Origin of the sequence: Hassallia byssoidea VB512170 (assembly GCF_000817785.2) — a bacterium.
Classification (GTDB): Bacteria; Cyanobacteriota; Cyanobacteriia; order Cyanobacteriales; family Nostocaceae; genus Hassallia; species Hassallia carrinoi.
The window spans coordinates 25745-45636 of record NZ_JTCM02000032.1; the positions used below are offsets into that span (position 1 = coordinate 25745).

Annotated in this window: 12 protein-coding genes; 3 read left to right on the forward strand and 9 right to left on the reverse strand. The window is 43.6% G+C overall.

Annotated features, from left to right (window positions below):
• The first annotated feature begins 50 nt into the window (after positions 1–50).
• Both PI95_RS35245 and PI95_RS15860 read left to right on the forward strand, forming a co-directional pair.
• Positions 51–407, forward strand: coding sequence for a hypothetical protein (locus PI95_RS35245; RefSeq protein WP_201280468.1), 357 nt, complete (start codon positions 51–53; stop codon positions 405–407).
• A 220-nt stretch (positions 408–627) separates the two neighbouring features.
• Complete coding sequence (locus PI95_RS15860; RefSeq protein ID WP_052325909.1) at positions 628–1602, forward strand: DNA cytosine methyltransferase; 975 nt, start codon at positions 628–630, stop codon at positions 1600–1602.
• Positions 1603–1740: 138 nt separating this feature from the next.
• Here PI95_RS15860 and PI95_RS15865 read toward each other — a convergent pair whose 3' ends face one another.
• Positions 1741–2226 carry a hypothetical protein gene (locus tag PI95_RS15865; RefSeq protein WP_039754784.1) on the reverse strand — a complete coding sequence of 162 codons (486 nt, stop codon included), beginning with the start codon at positions 2224–2226 and terminating at the stop codon, positions 1741–1743.
• Positions 2227–2386: 160 nt separating this feature from the next.
• Between PI95_RS15865 and PI95_RS15870 the strand changes: the two genes are divergently transcribed.
• Positions 2387–4336, forward strand: a complete 1950-nt coding sequence (locus PI95_RS15870) for a serine/threonine protein kinase (RefSeq protein WP_039754786.1) — start codon at positions 2387–2389, stop codon at positions 4334–4336.
• 140 nt (positions 4337–4476) lie between these two features.
• On the opposite strand, the gene PI95_RS15875 is transcribed toward PI95_RS15870, so the two are convergent.
• The 8 genes from PI95_RS15875 to PI95_RS15910 form a co-directional block, all read right to left on the reverse strand.
• Positions 4477–5016, reverse strand: a complete 540-nt coding sequence (locus PI95_RS15875; RefSeq protein WP_039754788.1) for a hypothetical protein — start codon at positions 5014–5016, stop codon at positions 4477–4479.
• Positions 5017–5237: 221 nt separating this feature from the next.
• Positions 5238–5684 (reverse strand): nuclear transport factor 2 family protein, encoded by a 447-nt coding sequence (locus PI95_RS15880; protein ID WP_039754789.1) that lies wholly within the window; start codon positions 5682–5684, stop codon positions 5238–5240.
• A gap of 53 nt (positions 5685–5737) precedes the next feature.
• A complete protein-coding gene (locus tag PI95_RS15885) occupies positions 5738–6850 on the reverse strand; it encodes an aldo/keto reductase (protein WP_039754790.1) in 1113 nt (370 codons plus the stop codon).
• 107 nt (positions 6851–6957) lie between these two features.
• Entirely contained in the window at positions 6958–7800 is an 843-nt protein-coding gene (locus tag PI95_RS15890; protein WP_039754989.1) for a helix-turn-helix domain-containing protein, read from the reverse strand.
• Between the two features lie 356 nt (positions 7801–8156).
• The gene (locus PI95_RS15895; RefSeq protein ID WP_052325911.1) at positions 8157–10730 is read right to left on the reverse strand and encodes an SdrD B-like domain-containing protein; all 2574 of its coding nucleotides are present in this window, start codon (positions 10728–10730) and stop codon (positions 8157–8159) included.
• A 304-nt stretch (positions 10731–11034) separates the two neighbouring features.
• The gene (locus tag PI95_RS15900; RefSeq protein WP_236117078.1) at positions 11035–13317 is read right to left on the reverse strand and encodes an OmpA family protein; all 2283 of its coding nucleotides are present in this window, start codon (positions 13315–13317) and stop codon (positions 11035–11037) included.
• Between the two features lie 47 nt (positions 13318–13364).
• Positions 13365–17258: a YML083C domain-containing protein gene (locus PI95_RS15905; protein WP_236117079.1), complete on the reverse strand. Its 3894-nt coding sequence runs from the start codon at positions 17256–17258 to the stop codon at positions 13365–13367.
• A gap of 41 nt (positions 17259–17299) precedes the next feature.
• Positions 17300–18220 carry a DUF11 domain-containing protein gene (locus PI95_RS15910; RefSeq protein ID WP_039754792.1) on the reverse strand — a complete coding sequence of 307 codons (921 nt, stop codon included), beginning with the start codon at positions 18218–18220 and terminating at the stop codon, positions 17300–17302.
• Positions 18221–19892: the final 1672 nt, after the last annotated feature.

A 19892-nucleotide genomic window follows, 5' to 3' on the forward strand; every position in this document is an offset into this window, starting at 1 on the left:
TGTGTAAGAGCGATAAAACTGAGACAAAGCAAATTCCATACCACGCTTCAGTGCAAGTTGAAGATAAGCGTCGATTCTACGAAGTTGACTTACGCGAAACAGCAAAGCTAATCAAGCAGAAGATAGATAATCAGGTGTCAGGAACCCAAGTGCTTCTACAGCGAGTAATTGAAAAACAGGTTGCGGAAGACTTTAGAAATGCAGAACAGCAAATCAACGACTATATTAAAAGGTTTCAAGATGAGTTTGACCGCTTGCTGAAAGAACGGGAGACAAAGGAAGCTGAAGGCGATCGCATTCGTGAAAAGCTTGAGATCCAAAAAGCCCAATTAAATCAATACTTACATGAATTGACCACAATTCAAGCATCCTTGTATAGTTGGAAGCCAATGCAAACAATCAAATGAAGCCCTGACGACTGGAAGTCGCGGCTATACAAACAAAGTCCGCCTACGCGGACTAATCTGAAAATAGGGTTTCAAGTTTCCTCTCTCCAGAGTAATAAAATAGCGCTAATCTAGACTAGCTAAAAACGCTTTTTCTTAGCCCACGAAGGTGGGCTTCGTTCGTGTAGCCCCAGAATTCCATTCTGAGGGCTATATTATTGATTAAGACTATATAAATGTAATGGTGAAAGAAAATTATAAATTAGAATCGCATTCATCCTTAAAAGTCATAGACTTATTTGCCGGATGTGGCGGTTTATCTCTAGGATTTAAAAATGCAGGTTTTCAAATAGCCGCAGCCTTTGATAACTGGGAAACCGCCATCAAAGTTTATCAAAAAAACTTTCATCACGATGTCATATTATGTGATATTGCCGCTTTAGATAATTTGGAACTTCTCAAAAATATTAATCCAGATATAATTATTGGCGGTCCACCTTGTCAAGATTTTTCTAGCGCTGGCAAACGTGATGAAAACTTAGGAAGAGGTGATTTAACTATTGTGTTTGCGGAAATCGTCGCTAGTGTCAAACCTAAATGGTTTGTCATGGAAAATGTAGATAGATTAGCCAAAAGTGCCAAATATAAAATAGCTAGAGATATTTTTAAACAAGCTGGATACGGACTCACTGAAAAAATATTAGATGCGAGTTTATGTGGTGTACCGCAAAAGCGTAAAAGATTTTTTTGTCTAGGTGAATTTAACGGTGAAGATAAAGCTTTAGAATCTTATTTACAAGCTAAATTAGCAGCGCAACCAAAAACAATTAGAGAATACTTGGGCGATTTAGGCATTGAGTATTATTATCGACATCCGAGAAGCTATAAAAGAAGAGCAATATTTAGTATTGACGAACCAAGTCCGACAATTAGAGGTGTTAATAGACCGATTCCTAAAAATTATAAAATCCATCCTGGTGATGCTGCACCCGTTACGCCGCAATTACGACCTTTAACTACTATTGAACGCAGCTATATACAAACATTTCCACCTAATTTTATTTTTGAAAGTTCCAAAACTGACTTAGAACAAATGATAGGTAATGCAGTTCCCGTCAAATTAGCTGAGTATGTTGCTAAATGCCTTTATGAGTATATGCAGCAAAATAATGTCCTGGTTCGTAGTGAGCGGTTTACCGCTCAAATTAAGGGCTGAAGCCCTTACTACCTAAGACACAAAGCGATCGCCTCCCCTTCTCTCTTAGCCCACGCAGGTAAGCTTTGTTCGTCAGCCAGCAAATTCTATTCTGCGGGCATCTTATTCCCCTACTCCCCACTCCCCACTCCCCACTCCCTACTCTGGTAAACTTGCAAACACTTGCCCAACTAACTCCTTTGTCTTCGCTTCCAAACGCAGCCAATCTACATCACCGGTTTCATCAATCAAATCAGTATCGATTTTTACCGCTTCATCACCTGTACTGTAGTCAATAAAACACACTTTGTAACACAGTTCCCACAAATCAACTGTCACTTGTCGATCTTGACGCTGCAAACATAGATGATATCCTGGATGGGGCGTTGGTAAATTGGCAAGAGACTGTCTGATTAAATCGCTTTGTTCCGGTGTTGCCCCTTCCATTTCTTGCAACAGCTGGGTAACGATCGCTTTAGTTTCATCACTTGTGTCAGCAGCCCAAACTAATACATCTTGGTAAGTTCCCTTCCAAGCAGATTCATCCAGTTGCTTGCGAATGTTATCAACGACGCGAATGAAAGCAGGTTGCATCAGCAGTTCAGCCTGCTGCCAGGTGACTGAATTGGTTATTTTCGGTGGCATGGTAAATTCAAAGCAAGATTGAAATAAAAATTAACAACGTTTTTGTGAAAAAATTGTGTTTTCCGCCTAAATCTTTTCTCAAGATAGCGGATTTCATCAAAGAAAACTTGGAGATATTTATTACCATCCGGAAAATGGGTGTTCAAACTGGGGAGGGAATATGATCGGCAAGCTGTTAGACCATCGTTATCAGGTAGTGAGAGTCCTTGCGACGGGGGGATTTGGGGAAACATACATTGCCCAAGATACTAGGCGACCGGGCAACCCCATCTGCGTTGTCAAGCACCTCAAAGGGGCAAACTCAGATCCGAAAGTTTTTGAAACCGCCAAGCGCTTGTTTCAATCAGAAGCGGAAACTTTAGAAAAACTGGGTAATCATGACCAAATACCCAGACTTTTAGCTTACTTTGACGAAAATCAAGAATTTTATTTAGTCCAAGAATTTATTGAAGGACATACCCTCAGTGAAGAACTTGTACCAAATCAGCGTTGGAGTGAAAGCGAAGTCATTCAGATGTTGCTAGAAGTTCTGAACATCTTAGAATTTGTCCACCGCGAAGGCGTAATTCACCGCGATATCAAGCCAGATAATATTATTCGTCGTACTTGTGATAATAAATTAGTTTTAGTAGACTTTGGAGCTGTTAAACAACTGCGATCGCCTAATCTTACTTTTGCTGGGCAAACCACCGCTACTGTAGCGATTGGCACTCCCGGTTATATGCCCACAGAACAAGGACAAGGCAAACCCCGTCCCAACAGTGATATTTATTCTCTGGGTATCATCGCCATTCAAGCGCTGACGGGAGTCTCACCAATGGATTTTCAAGAAGACCCCGATACAGGCGAAATTATCTGGCAGCATTTAGCACCTGTAAGTCCGGAATTGGCAGCGGTGTTAAGCAAGATGGTGCGCTATCACTTCAAAGACCGCTATAACAGCGTCATGCAAGCACTGCTATCATTGCAATTGCTTTCTTCTGTACCCGCACCTCAAGAATACGCGAAAACTCCCAGCAGCTACCAAACAATCAAACCAACTTCTCAAATGTCTCGGCAGCAAACGATCGCCGTAGCGCCGGCAAATCATGCTGCCAAACCTGCCCGTAAAGAGTCTAACAGACCCGACTTATTGCCGCTAGTCATTGCCGCATTATTGGCAGGTGGTGCAGCTGCTGTTGCCACCAATTTAGTTGGAAGTGCGAAAAATCTCGGTTTTAATTTTGCTAGTAATGGTGCGGCTTCAGCAAATATCTGCGAAGCTGTTGTTACAGGTAATTCTAATATTCGTTCTGAGCCGAGTGCAATTAATTCTGATAATATTGTACAAACACTTAGCGATAACACTCCTTTTGAGGTGACTGGCAAGCGGACAAAACTCGGTTGGGTAGAAGTTAAACTTGAGGAAGGAAAGTCAGCTTGGGCGAACTCTCATGTAATAGCCAATCCAGAACAATGGGTATCTTGTTTGCGAGACAAAGGTATTGCGATTAAGACAGTAAATGATAGTGACTTAATTGCAGCTCGACCGATTCCCCAACCGATACCAAAACCACCTGCTGTAACTTCATTGCCAAAGCAAGAATTACCAGATTTCTTTCGTGCTGAACCATTTACATCTGATGAAACAGATAAATTAAAGAATAAAGAGAACAATTCTCAGGTTGTAGAAGAAGCAAGAGAGAAGTATGATAATGGAGATTTAGCGGGAGCGATCGCACTCCTCAAATCTCTGCCTGCAAACGCTTCTTCTAGTTGGAACCAAACAGCAGAAACAGTTTCTCAATGGCAGCAAGATTGGGCAAAAGCCGAAGCTTTATCTAATGAAATCAATAAAGCACTTGATAACGGTCAATGGGATAAAGTTTTAGCTTATAAAGACCATCCAGAAAAGTTGCCGAATATTCAATATTGGCGAGATAAAATGGAACCATTATTTAAGCAAGCAGCCGATAATTTAGCAAAACAGGAGTTGCCAAAAATAGGTAATCCCCATCATCTAAATCATCGCCGGCATCAAGTAGAGACGTTCCGGCGGAACGTCTCTCCTGAAGAATCCGATAATATAGATAGTGAAACTACAACAAAAACTGATGAAAGTGGTTTTTAGGTTAATTGTTGGTTGTTAGTGGTTGGTTGTTAGTGGTTGGTTGTTAGTGGTTGGTTGACGGTTAACAGTCAACAGTTATCAACTATCCACTATCAACTATCAACTATCAACTATCAACTATCCACCAACAAATAACAAATTTACTTTTTCGGTTGTGGAGAGACAATTTTGCGCTCTAAATCAGCCTTATAAAAGTAAACTCTATCGCAATATTGGTTTGAGCGAGAGCAAACAGCCTCTATAGCAACATTACTAACATTGCTGACATCAAGTGATAATGAAATTGGCTGTGTTGCAATTACAGTTCGGCTTTCAGCTTGCTGACCATCTAAGTAAACCTTAACTACCACATTTGGAGTTGTTGCGTCATTGTCACGCATTCCAAATCCTAAATTGAAAGTTTGAAAAGGAGATTCCGGGCGATTATCTGGTTTAATTTTACAAGTCAACGAAGCCGAGCGGTTGCCTGCTCCTAAATAAAACTGACTTGTATAAACTGCTTTGCCGATAGAAACATCAAGATTTTGCTCGCGGTAAGTGCCAAGTCCACTGCTAACACATTTCGCTCTCAAAAGAGGAACGGGACGCTGCTGTGCTTGGGCAAATTTTCCCCCCACGATGAAGGTAGATAATAGCACAGCACTGGTGATAATTGAGCTAATAAATTTAGTTTTTTGCATTGGGGCTGGGAACTGTAATATTTAAGGCGATAAGTAAAAGCCTCAATAATAATACCTAATACAGTGTTACGTTAATACATCTGATGTGAGATTACCCCAAATTTATGATAGACTCAGATCCCCGACTTAAAAGCGAGAAGTCGGGGATCTTGTTTGCTGCTATTTGAGCGATGTAGCTAGCGCAACAGCAAGAAACTTAGATAAATGTGTCTTCATCGCAATCATTCATTAACATTAAAGTTTTCTTGAAGCTTTGTGCCGAAGGCAGTCTGAAGGATAATCGGGTCAAAGTACTCTTTATAGTGGACGAGTTTGCTGTTTTGAATTGTGAATACTCCGCAATAGTTGTTGTTGTAGGTTTTACCAGTCAACTTAACGTCAATAACGCCTTTAAATTCGACAATGAAAACGGCAGGATCGGATGTTTCATAAAAGATGCGATCGACAAACTGCATCGAATGATAATTTACAGGTAGGCTGGAGTACTGTTGCCTAATGGCTGATTTACCTTCAAGTCGCTTGGGAAAGCCTTCTGGAGAATAAGGCATCTCTTGAACACCACTATCATCCCAAAGTTCTAGCCAATAGTCGATGTTCATCGATTCAAGACGAGTAAAAAATTCTTCAACTAACTGGCGATTTTGTTGGCGGATATTGTCTGTCATCATCTGTGCTTGCTAGCAAATGCTTTTTCGGTTATTTTTGCTTAAATTAATATGTTTTAGGACACTCCAGCACCCGCAGATTCGATGAAAATATGGGGATAGTATCCTGCTGGTTTCAAGCCAACTGGCTTACCACCATGAATCATGCCTTGAATCTCTGACTCGAAGTAACTGTAGGGAAATTGAGATTTAGGACGACTGACTGTTTGGAGGCGATCGCTTAATTCACTCGAAATCTGAAAATCCAATGCTTTAAGATTATCTTGCAGTTGCGTCAGCTTTGTCGCTCCAATAATTACTGAGCCAACACCAGGTTGATTTGCTGTCCAATTCAGCGCGACTTGAGCCATACTACGATCAAGTTCTTTTGCTACAGTTTCTAATTCGCTGATAATTTGCCAGTTTCTCTCGGAAATTTTCTGAAAAGCTGGATTTTGACTGTCTCTAAGTGTATCCAGTCGTCCCCCACCGCTAAAGCTACCCTCACTGGGTTTATATTTGCCACTCAGCAAACCGCTAGCCAGAGGACTCCACACCATCACACCCATACCGAGTTCCAAACCGAGCGGAACAAATTCGTTTTCAATATTCCGCTCAACCAACGAGTATTCAAGCTGTAAAGTGGTGAGAGGTTCATAACCACGCCATTCTGCTAAGGTTTGTGCGCGTGCTGCATACCAAGCGGGTGTATCACTTAGTCCCACATGACGAACTTTTCCCGATCGCACTAAATCGTCAAGCGATCGCATTACTTCTTCTGCGGGTGTAATTCGATCCCAAGTATGGAGAATATATAGATCGATGTAGTCTGTCCCCAAACGCTTGAGGGAACCTTCCACCGCTCGCAGTATATTTTTGCGTCCATTGCCACCGGCGTTGGGGTTTCCGGGTTCGGCATTGTAGCTAAACTTAGTTGCAATCACAACGCGATCGCGTAATTTTCGCTCTGCAACAAATTTACCAATCCAAGCTTCACTCGTTCCGTTAGTATACAAATCTGCCGTGTCGATGAAGTTTCCACCCGCATCAACATAAGTATTAAATAATTGACGAGCCGTATCCTCGTCAGCTCCCCAACCCCATTCTGTACCAAAGGTCATTGTACCCAATGCCAGACGACTGACACGTAAACCAGAGCGACCCAATGTGTAATAAGTATCAACAGACATGACTCTTCGTCCTTTGATTTTGGTTCACATTTATCAGGATACAAAGTTTCAACTGTGGAAAAATTGAACGATTTAAGCAAACTTTTGGACAAAATGATTATCCTGCCTCAATTTGTGAGAACCGCTTTGGGTGTAATCCCAAAAATCCGCTTAAAATGGCGATGCAAGTGGCTTTGGTCAGCAAAACCAACTTCAGCGGCAACTTCACTTATTGATAAACTGTTTGTAAGCAGCAGTTCCTTAGCTCGATTCACCCGTAAATTAATTAAGTATTGATGCGGCGCCATTCCGGTTGTTTGCTTAAACAACCGACGTAAATGAGAAGAACTAATATTGGCACTTTGAGCGAGTGCGTCTAGTGAGATATCTTGATTCAAATGAGCGTGCATGTAATCGATCGCACTCTTAATCTGCTGCTGAGTTAAACGTTGAGGCGATCGCGCTTCTCGAAATTGGTCAGTATAAGTTCTTAATAAATGCACTGTCAGTAAGTTGAGCAGCGAGTCAATGTATAGTTTACCGCCAACTCCACCGCTGTGCTGTTCGTCTAAAAGCCATTGACTAATTTGCAGAATTTTCGCGTCGTGAGTGTGCCAGGTATTGATTAGTTCGTAAGCTGCGCGGGAATTATTATCGCTTTGTGCTGCAAGCTCGATAAATGCAGGGGGGACGGTTAATTGAATAAAAGAAATTGCCTCTTTCCACTGGCAATAAGCCATACTGCTAGCTGAGAGAATGTTAATATCGCCGGGTTTTGCCAGTTCTTTGATTTTCAGGCGATCGTCACGCTCTACAACTTGTACTGCCTGAGGCGTAGTATGAATTACAATCAAGTGACTGGGCAGAGACTCGACTGCAAGTTCTTGAGGAGCAACGTTATAAAATTGAGAAATTTCGATGCGTTCATCAGGCATTGATGAATCATTTGGAGTTAAGGTTTGCTCAGTCACTTGTCGCTTAACAAAGCATCGGGCGCTGAAATAGATATAAGCTTTTAGCAGCTTAATTTTAATATCTGCTTCACGCCACCATCCCCAGACAGATAAAAATCGAAAGTAGCTAAATAAGTTCGACTTCTTGAGAATTCTGAACCTTATAAATAACGACAGCTTCAACGTTCATGAACGTTGCGATTAGTTTTCGTGACGACAACTGATGCATTCATAACCAAAGCTTTAACGTTGGTCACGAAGCGATTAGTTTTCGTGACGACAACTGATGCATTCATAATTAAATTTTATCAACATACATAGAAACCCGACTTCTTAAAGAAGTCGGGTTTCTGACCACCCGTAAATCCCCAGTTTCAATCGATTCTGACGCGGAAGCGCAGGAAACCGAAGTTTCTATCAGGGGTGATAGTGCCCACATTGACAATCACAGCACCTTTAGTATTTGTTTGACTTATACATTGATTGGGCTGAGGTAACGGTTGTAAGGGAGTGAAAAATGCTCCTTGGTCGCTATCTTGAGCGTTAGTTAGCAAACTAGTTGCACCGGCTCGATTAACTGAAATTTCCCCGGAACTATAGCTTGTTTCCGGTGGAATTAAATCGCAGAAGCTGACGTTTTGCAAGTCTTGATCGCCTTCCGCAAGGTAATAAATTGTGTACTCTACTTCATCACCGCTTTGCAAAGGTGTTTGTAGTTGGCTAACGCCAGCAGGTGGGCGTCCGGCTTGCTGTAAAATATTGTCGTTATTATCATTAGGGTCATCGATAAAGGTGTTGAAGTTGGCAATGTTGACAGGCTGACCATTTCTAAAGACGTTGGTAATTCGTTTTACCAAGCGCAGACCAGTATTTGCTTGACCGACAGTACCACCACGGAAACCGAAGTCAATATTGAGGTTAACTGGATTTGCTTCAGTTAGGTTAGCTGTCAAGGTTGTGTTGGTGGTTGGGTTTAAGCCACCACCTGGTCTTGTTACCTCAACGGTGTAATTGCCTAATGCCAAGCCGTTGAAGATGTAGTTACCGTTGTTATTAGTTGTAGTGGTAGCAACTATCTGATTGCTAGAGTTTCTCAGAGTTACAGTAGCATTAGGAATTCCGGTTTCGCCTGGGTTTTGAGTGCGATCGCCATTTCTATCATTAAAGACAAAATCACCAATTGAACCTCCAGGTGGTCGCTGGAAGCCAAAATCAACTGTATCGATATTCTGACCGTTGCTGACGTTGATTGGATTCGGCTGCGTGAGAGTCGGGGTGAAGCCTTGAGGCGCATTGGTAACAGCTACTGTATAACTACCAGGTGGCACGTTAACACTGTATTTGCCGTTAGCATCAGTATTAGTGGTGGCAATTGTGTTACCGCTGCTATCTCTGACAACGACAGTCACACCGCCAATTCCTGGTTCGCCCGGTTCTTGAGTGTTGTTGCTGTTAGTATCAATGAATACAGTATCCCCAATTATGCCCCGTGGCTGCTGAGTAAAGCCAAAATCAGCCGTATCAACATTTTGACCAGGTTGTAAGGTGATGAGTGACGGCACGAGAGTTGGGTTAAAGCCGGCAGGTGGGTTGGGAACAGATACTGTGTAGTTACCTGGTGCCAGATTGGGGAAACTGTAATTACCGCTGCTGTTAGTAGTCGTGGTAGCAACAATGTTATTGCTACTATCTCTCAGGTTGATGGTAACGCCGCCGATTCCCGGTTCGCCTTGGTCTTGGACACTGTTGGCGTTGGTGTCATTGAAAACAGTATCGCCAATAGTGCCGCGTGCCTGTTGAGTGAAGCCAAAATCAACTGTATCAATATTTTGACCAGTAGCTAAAGCGATCGCATTCGGTTGAGTTTGAGTTGCTGTTAAACCAGAGGGATTATTAACGGTGACTCTATAATTACCCGCAGGCAAACCAGGAAAACTGTATCTACCATTACTATCGGTGGTAGTGGTGCGGGTGAAATCGTCAGCTGTGCCAAAGTTACCATCAGGACCTGCACCAATTAAGTTGAGAGTAACGTTGTTAATCCCAATTTCACCAGCGTCTTGCTGACTGTTGCCGTTGGTGTCATTATAAACAGTATCGCCAAGTGTGCCGCCAGGAACAGGCGCACAAATATTTAACCGGGCAAGACCGATAGTTTCATCCTGCCCAGGAGCACCAAATTCTGTTCCTGGCTCATATAAAACTTGAATTTGGGTAATTGCCCCAGCTGGCGTAACTTGAATGTTGCCAGTATTTTGAGTGACTTCGGCATTCTCGTTTATACCCTCTGCCAGAACGCTATTACCTTGATTAGTGACTCTAGTATTTGTACCTAATGCCGTACCTGTCACACCAACTGGTGTAGTTCCATTAAGTGCTCTAATTGTCACTCTATCTTGGAAGACTCTTCCCACAGGGTCTCGCGCACCATTTCGGTCAATGTCTAAAAAAGTGAGCGGAGATGCTAGGGTGACTGGTTGTGAGAAGGTAATCGTGAGTGTGGCACTACTGCCAACTGGTACCGGACTGCTATCTCGATTTTCGGGTGGTCTACCTAGCGAATTTCCTCCGATATTAAACCTGAGATTGGGTTCTTCAATACCACCGTATTCTTCTGGATTAATACGTGTTTCGCCTGGGTCGATGATTCCAGGGCTGCTTTCAGAGAAGCTGAAGGTGGTACTAATGCCGCCAACGCTCAAACTTTGACTTAAAAATTCTTGGAGGTTGGCGGTGGGATTCCACTGTAAAGTTGCGGGTGATGTCCCAGCCGGACAGCTTGTTTGTGCTTGTGCCAAAGCCTTCCCACCCGATGAAATGCTTCCTAGCAATGGATATTGTATGGGAACTTGCGGCACTGTAAACAGCAGTGTCAAAAGTGTACGTTTTAAAGGTTGAAATATCTGAGTGTGGGTGATTTCTGGTAAACGCTTAAATAAAGGTTTCATTGCAAGATCCTAAACAACACTTTAAGGGGTAGCTTTCATCAATAGTGGGGATCGAAGTTATACTGAGTTGCGGTCAAATATAGTAATTAAAACCAAGAAAGGGGGCAGCTTTGCAGGGAGAAAGGAGAAATCAAATCCTAAATACTACCTTTGAAGGCAATTAAGTATTACATTCAAACAGAAGTCGGGTATGAGGATATCAGGATTCATGTCAAGTCTGACAGAGAAACTTTCCCCGTCAGACTTGACGCGCGATCGCTCTTCTTAATTGTGTTACTTCATACTTCATACTTATACTTGTGGGCTACCTTCTTCTACCTCTAGGTGGTTCGATTTGTAAGTCTTGTTCTTGTCCTTCAATAATGATGTCGATGCCTCTAATGTCTTTGAAAATGATTTCCGCACGGCGATCGCGTGCATAATCTACTCGACCGGAACCTTCACTTACACGCTGGGTTTCACCCTGAGAACGAATGGTCATTCTTTCGGGAGCGATACCTTGCTGTAATAAGTAACGTCTCGTAGATAATGCCCGTCGTTGACCCAACGCTTGGTTATAGGCGTCACTGGCGCGGGGGTCAGTGTGACCAACTATTTCAATGACAATCACCGGATATTGCTTCAACACCTGCGCTATCCGATCCAAAACCAACGCACTCGCTGGACTAATAAAAGATTTATCTAAGGCAAAGTGAACGTTACGCGGTACGCGTATCCGTAGGGGTTCTGGTGGTGCTGGTGGTGGTGGTGGTGCTGGCGGTTCTGGTGGTGGGGGTGGCGCAGGTCTTGAAGTACACTGCGGTGGTTGTATGGGCGTTGGTTGAGAAGATGGTGTGAGGTTGGTTGGTGTCCCAGGAGTGCCAATTACGGCGGCGATCGCTGGTTCCGATGTCCCATATTTAGGATCGGTGGCGATCGCACTCACCATTTCTCCGGTCTGCAAGTTTGTCGCCGTGATGCTAAAATTGCCTTTGCTGTCTACAGGCGCTGTCGCCAACACTTGACTCAACGCACCATAACCTGGTTCATAAAGTGCTTGTTTTCCTCTTTGATAATCTCCTAAACGATATATTGTTACTTGCGAACCTGGGTCAGCTTTACCTTGTAAAGTGACGCCGTTACCACTCGGTACAAACGCCCTCGCGGTAAATTCTGGTGCGTTAATCGCTGCATTTCCTGTATCCCGACGACGATTGCCTGAATCGCGCTTGGGGTTGGGACCATCTCCCCGTTGAAAGTCGCTGACATCAAGATTGCGCTGGGTGTTGAGGTCAATACTCAAACCTTCCAAAGCGGCAAACAAGTTATCTTGGATGATGTTGCGTTCAGTATCAGGAAACGCTGACACTACTACCCCAGGTCCTGTTTGATGGTCAATCTCGTTACCAATTATTTGATGATTGCTACCCATCACATAAACCGCTGCCCGTCGCAATCGTCTACCGTTATAAGTGATTTTGTTATTTTGTAATAACACGTCACCTTGAGGTTTAAATAAATACACGCCTGCCCCATCGTTGGCGCAAATCAAGTTACCTAAAATCTGCGACTTTGTAACCACACCCTCAATCCGCAAGGCATCCGGCATACCTTCTATGCCATTACCGACGATGATGTTTTGTTGTACTACCGTATTTTCACCCCTGACTGAGGTAATAATGGCGCTACCATCATGATAATAAATTCGATTTTTGCGAATTGTCGCTCCTTGGGAATTAAAAACATAAACCCCAAAAGCCGATGTCGTTGGTGGCACCCTTTCATCAGTTGTCAGTCCCAACCAGTTGTTTTCAATAACAACATTCTTGGGTGGGACATCTCGGTCATAAAAAGGAAAACTACTATTAGGTGGTTGCTGTCGTTTGGTATTGGGAGGCGGAAAGCGATGAGAAATAACAATATCTCCTGGCGGTGTCGTCAGTGTCACCGGCTTGGGAATCCCATCATAAATTAATAAGTTGCCCAACTGCTGCTTAAGCGGACTGGCATTAAAACCATAAATACTTAAGCCGCGAATAGTTACACCATCGGCGACAATAGTCAAGCCGCGAAATATTTCTTTATCTGTCGCTGGAGTTATTGTCACTACCGGCACCGGGATGGCAATTTCTGCTGTAGCTGAAGTAGCAGCATCATATCCCGGTTGCGTCGCACCATCAATTACCAATCCCGGACTTGACAAATCGGGTAATTGTTGCTGCAACTGAATCGTCGTTGCGCCATTGGGCAAATTAAACTCAATGCGCGAACCCCCGCCGGTTTGTGGTTGAACTAAAGCTTTTTCGCTATCGCTGAGTTGTTCAACTGTTAGCGTACCATTGACCAGAGCGATCGCTTCTCGCAATGTCAGTACTGAATCAGCTTGAATATTCCCATCAGAGTTACTGTTCACCACCACCCGCAAAGCTGGGGGAGTAGGGGTTTGACTAAATGCAACTTTTGAAGGTAAAAGGCAAAAGGCAAAAGGTAAAAGGTAAAGAATTGTTAATTGATATTTGTTAGTTGATAATTGTTGCGAGAATTTTTTACTCACAACGAAAGCCATACCACTAATCAGCAACAATAAACGAAATTTCACACTGAACATTACTCACTCCTGTACACCTCGCATTCTCCGGCTATAGCAACGAAGTGCTATCTGAGACGCTTAATTAACTCAGCTTTGCTTTCCTCAACCACAGGTGGTTGAGTTTGTTTGAGACGGCTAACCAACTTATCTGGTGAATTTTGTGCTGAGGAAAGCCGCAGACGGTTAATCAACTTGCTTTGTGAGTTACCATTCCTACTAGCCGTTGGTCCGACTTCCGACTCTTGTTGCTGTCTGGGTACGGGTTTTTGCAATCCAAAACCGCCCAAAAGTTCATTCAACTTCAAGCTGATATTCACATAAAAACCGCCTTCAGACCTATAGCCGGTGAAATCGCGGTCATCGACGCTACCAAAGCTGTAGCCCAAACCCACGCGCAAATCCGGTGTTAAATAATACCCAGATTCTACAGCGATGCCAAATTCATCGTAATCAGTGCCGCTGTTGGAGTTTTGCCCAATCCAGCGTCCTTCTACTGCTAAATCAGTGCGATAACCGAGTCTGTAACTTGCCCGCATCTGCGCCAAGTTCACACTACCGTCGTATCTGTTACCACCGTCATATGTAACACCATTACGGAGAGCGTATTTGCCATAAAATTCCCAGCGCCAGTTTGGGGCATAAATCGCTTCAGCAGAAAAGACATGCCCGGTAGCGGTGCTGCCGGTCAATTGGGCTTCTGGAATTGAGTCAAAGTTTTGCCGCCACTCATATTTCAGCAAGGCGTTGAATTTATCGTTGCTGGGGTCGCGATAAGCTATACCAAATCTCAAGTTGGAGGTGTCGCCGAGTTCTTGAAATCTGACTCCATCGCTGACAATACCCGCAGAAGTTGGCAGAAAGACGTTTGCCTCACCTGCTTGTTGAAAGCGAACTAGTGCGGTTAAAGCGGGAGAGAGTTTACCGGAAGCTGCGGCAGAAATAACTAGATTGTTGCCTTCATCGCCATCACGATATTCAAAGCGAGTGCTTGCTTTGAAATCCGGATTATCAGTATATTCCAGCCCTACACTATACACTGAACCAGCAAACAGTCCGAGTGAGGAAGCGGTTTGACCAACAGCGTAATATTGTTCGTTGCGGTTTCCAGCAGCGGTGGCGTTGAAGATATTTCTAAATATGTACTGGTATCCAACATTCACCTTTAATCCTGGGGCAACCCGAAAGCCTTGATCCAATCCTACAGCGCCTTGACCTTGCAAGCCATTGAAACCGGATAGCACCGAATAGCGACCTGTAATGGCAGTATCTTCAGCTAACTTGCGATCGAAAATCGTATCCAAGGTGGTGAAGGAGTTGCCGCGCAGCAACTCGCTATCATCATAGAATTGGTGAGCGAGTCGCACTGTCACTCCTTGAAAAGCTTTCCAATCTAAGCCGAAGGTGGTGCGGTTAGGATAAAGTGGGTCAGAGCCATTTATATTCAGTTCATTTTGCGCCTGAAAGGTCAATGATTGAGTTAGAGGCAATTTGAGGCGAGATACTAACTGACTAGCATTGCCACTAAAGCGATCGCTCACTCTATCATCACGCGATCGGTTCACATACTCTAAACTCGCATCTGCATTTCCTATTCTTTGCAAAATGCCGGCGCGGAAGGTTCTCAACTCATTACTAACTCTGTCCCCAACTCGCGTTTGTGGTTGCGGATTGAATAAGTCAAAAAAGTCTACAATCCTACCTGTAGACCTGCCATAGTTTTCTTCTAAGTCGTAGCCAACAGTAAAGCTGGTGGTGTCAGTCACCCTTGCCAACAACGAAGCGCCGTAGCGTGTTTGTCCGGGTGCAAAACTAAAGGTGGCGTTGTTCGCAAAGTTTGGTTCAACTCCCCGGTAATATGCACTAGCGCTGAGTCTGTCACCAATATTACCAAAGGCTTCTAAGCGATAGGCATTACCTGTGACTTCTTGCCCGGTAAGCAAATCGCTGTTAGAACGGGCAAATTCCCCAACAATCCTACCTGAATTCCCCAAGGAGACTAAGAAATCAGCTCCATACAATTGAAAATCTTGATCGCCTTGGTCTTCTCTTAAATAAGAACCGGCAACGAAAGTTTTGTTTTCTAGATCGTTGGAGAGATTATATTGCAGTCGTCCGCCGTAAAGTTTGGAATCTTCACCACCTTCATTTTGGTAGGTAACGACAACTCGGCGAACCAAAGTTACGCCACCGAAGTTAGGAAAAAAGTCTGTTGCGAGGATGGGACGGCGAAACAAAAGTGTTCCGCGATCGTAATCTATTTCATAATCTTGTCCGCGATACAACTGTTCGCGCCCACGTACTGTACCTGGGCGCTGAATTTCCTCTGCTTCTACATAAACAATTTCACTTCCTGGAACAATCAACCGCTTGGAGAGGAAATAATTTCCACTAGTTCCGTTGGGGACGAAGGTATCCCGCTGGAAACCTTCGATGTTATTGGCATACAAACCAGTTACTTGTAAGTTACCAAAGTTGTAGTTAGCCTTAAACCCGTGTAATTGGCGCGAGGTTGCCGTATACAACTGCGAGGAACGGTTGAATTCCTGGGTATTGTAGTCCCCCCACATCAAGTAGTCTGTCTCTGCTCCAGGTACTGAAGAACTGCGCTCAAAGCGAGCATAGACGCTATCTATTGAGGGCGCGGTTGATGTGAAAGTAGAACTGTCACCGTAGACGGGATATTGTTGTTCGCAGAATTGAATTCCACCAAACAGGCGATTTCTATCTTCACAATCTTGGTTAAGCGGACGTTGGCTGTTATACGCGCCGGTAAATAACCAATCTCCGACTTTACCTGTGGCAAAGACAGCACTATAAAAATCAACTTGAGTACCGCCACTTTCACCAGGTGCGAGAAAATCTCTCCTACTCCCCCAATAATCAGTTCCCCGCTGTCCAATCCGCAAATTGATTATCCCTGTCACCAGCGATGGACGCAGATAAGTTGTGAATTCAACTTGGGTATAAGCTTCTAATGGCTTGTTGCCAATTAATTCAAATAAAGAGGTATCGTTTTGCTGGGGAAATGGTTTGCTTTCGCCGGTTGTATCGGTTTCACCAATGTATGGTATTGATGGTTGCCCGATCGCTCGCGGTGGTAGTTGTCTAACACGATTTCGTGTCTTAATTTTGTCTACCCCGGCTCGAATCCGGACTTGTTGCGGTTTAATTTCTGATTGCAAAGTGGCGACGAACTCACCACCAATCGCCCGAACTTGAAATCCTGGTTGGTCTTTGTCTTGGTCTGCCCCAACAAATTTACCGGCTGTGGTGGTCAATGTCACCATCACATCTTTGTTGATGAGTTGACCTTTATCGTCGGTAATTTGCCCAGAAAGCTTGATGGTTGAACGTCCATCAGCTTGAACTCGCGGATCGCCTACAGGTGCAAATTCAATTCGTGCTTTGCGATCGCCAACAGTCTGCGGTGTACTGTTGGGTAAGACTTCCTGAGTCGTCGGTGGTGCTTGTAGCGGTGTTTGTTGCGAAGGTGGAGGAACTGTCTGTTGAATTGGGGAAGCCGGATTTTGTTGAAACTGAGTTGCCGGATCTTCAGGAAATCCACCCGGCGTCGGGGAAAGTTGGGAAATTTGTGAGATGAGAGATGGGAGGAGAGGAGGAGTGGGGGAGGGGGAGAGGGGGGGAGTAGGGGATGAAGAAGTAAATTCTCCCTTGTCTGCCTTGTCCTCCTTGTCTTCCTTGTCCCCTTGTCCCCCTATCTCCTTGTCCCCTTGTCCCCCTATCTCCTTGTCCCCCTGTCCCCCCATCTCCTCGACTGCGGTCGAAGTTTCAGCAACTCCCCGGAGGCGATCGCCTAATGTGGAAGCATAAACACTGCTGGAGAAAAAGGGTGCGGCGATCGCTAAAAATACAGGCAATATGCCGACACTACCCTTGGGAAGTAGGACAAAGCGCAATATCGAGGATTGTAGCTGATGTCCGACTTTGTTCTGCCTCATTCCCAAATTTTTGGAAAAATATACACAATTTTTTCTAGTTTTCATCGCTTACCCCCTGAAAAGGCAGGCGTAACCCCAAAATTGACTCGTGCCAAACTACCAGGTGCTAATTTCACCATGCGTGATTGGCTATTTTTTTCGATAAAGTATGTGTTTGGTGCTAATGCGTAACCTGGTAAGCTACTCAAGTCCAGTGTTGCCGAACGATAACCGGATATAACAGCTGGCAAGGAAAAGAGTCCTTTGGCATCGGTGACGATTCGATTGCCGTCGTCCATGTAAATTACGGCGTTCGGTACTCCTGGTTCGTTCGGTTGCTGTTCGCCATCAAAGTTTTTATCAACAAACACGCGACCAATCAAGGTGCCGCAATCGGAGAGGATACCAGGTCTAATCCGTATCCGATAGCTGGATTGGTTACTTGTCAAACTTCCGGCTCTGGCTTGTGCTAGGTTTCTACCATCTCCTCGAATCGCATCGGGTGTTACTTCAGCGCCATATACCACAACTAAGGTTTCGTTCGGTTGCAGTCCGGAACTAGCATTAATTGTCACTGTCCGATTTGAACCCCGGTCAACGGTTAAGGCGACTTGGCGATCGCCGATGATACCTCTTAGCGACCTGTTGATTAATCGCACTCCTAAGGGCAGTCTGTCTGTAACCGATATCTGGCTTGTTGCTGCCCTACCAGCATTTCTGATGGCAAGACGGTAAACTACTGTTTCGCCCGGTTCGGCTGCTGCCCTGTCACCTGTTTTGATAATCTCCAAAGCTGCTTGTCCGGCGCTTAAAGTCACCTCGTTTGAGCGAACTTGTGGAAGATTATCAGCACCTGCACCTGCGGTATTCCTGATTACTCCTGTCTGAGCAAGAACAGGTATAACTCCGTAAGTAAATATACTCAATGAAAAAAACGTAAAAAAGAGGCTCTTATGCCTCAACCATGAATTTATAGATGTCATTGGAAGGCATCAAGCAATAGCAGAGGATTGTTATGGAGTTAGGTTTTTGTGGAAAAACCTAATTCTTTTCTGGGATGAATTTAAATTTTTTTAGACGCAAGTATCGTATCACTAAATCTTAACAAGCGGTCTTTTAACTTTGATACAATTGCAGTTTTTTCACAATTCCTTTTACACAATCTTTAATTAACTTTTTTTGGTAGGAGAGCATATTCTTAAACATGTGTCAATCAGTTCAACACATAATGGATGATTTGACATGCGAATGCCGTTTCTATGTTCAGTTCTAACGATTAAATCACTGCGATTATTGCTGCCATGATATTAGCAATACTGATAGTTGTGAAACTTAATTCACAGAAATATTAGCCAAATTTCAGTGCAACGCATGAAAAATAGCCTACAGAACTGTACTTGCTTTTATCAATTCGCACCGAACAGCTTTCCTTAGTCCGCTTGCTCTTTTTTCCTTTGTCTTGCGGGGCAATGCTGTCGATTGAGTGGAATTAAATTCAGTCTTCAGGATGCAAAATATTGTAAAATTTCCTCCTTTTGGTAGATGAAATGTCTTTTTTGTTCCAAATTCACTGCAAGACTAAGCAGGCAGAAAGCTTACCGTTTACTAACTGCTTGTATCTACTGCACCCAAATACAATTACGCTTTGCTAACTACTCCTAAAAAAACATTTCTATTTTTTTGTGATTAGAGCATGTTATCAAAGCTGTGTCAATTTTAAAAACAAAATTTGTTACTTTTACGGTAACTGCCAAGCTAAATATATCTACTTCAAATTCATGTGCAGAATAAAAAGTATTGGCAATTGCTGCCAACAGATGAACACAACTGATGATTCTGCGATTCTACCAGGTTGTTGCCAATAAGTTAACACCACTCGATAATCTGGTTAGTTTATTTAAAGGATGTATGACAGTGCCTCAATGCAGCAATTGCATGAAAATCAAGCTGCAAAATATAAAGCGTCGTGATTGATGTATCATCAAACTGCTAAACATTTGTATGCGTATTTATTTTCCGCTCACCTGAACATCAAGCAAAGTGAGCAAATAAAAAAATGGATACTAAGTAATGGCAAGTTGCAATAGCAACTTAATTTCCGCTCACCTGAACTACCTCATCAATATGTTTGTAATGAATAATCTAGTAGCCGATATACGATCATCTGCCGAATCACTATCTTCAGGTAACACTTAAGTAAGAATACCCATAAATTATATTTAAGGCATCAGGGATAAAAAAAATTATTCAGTATTTTTTCTTATAGTTTTTATTAGTATTTTTGTACGTATCAGTATATTCTCTGATTAATAAATAAAGTTTATAAAAGATGATACCAATCAGTTAGTAAGAAGGCAATTGTCACGCGACCATCCGGCTTTTGTCTTGACTTGTATGGTTGCAATGATGAATCATACACTGCAAGGATTACATTTATAGCGCATTTCTCTTACTAGTAGTTTAATATTTAAAGTAATTTTCTTGACATAAGTAGGAAACTGGTAATGGGGCATCGGGCATGGGGGAGGCAGTGCGGTGAGACCAGCCCCCGACGGGCGCGGTCTCCCTGATCGATGGGGGACTGGCGAACCCGAAGGGTCTTGGTGTCGGACCTGCGTGGAGCACCTGCCGTCATGGGGCATCGGGCATGGGGCA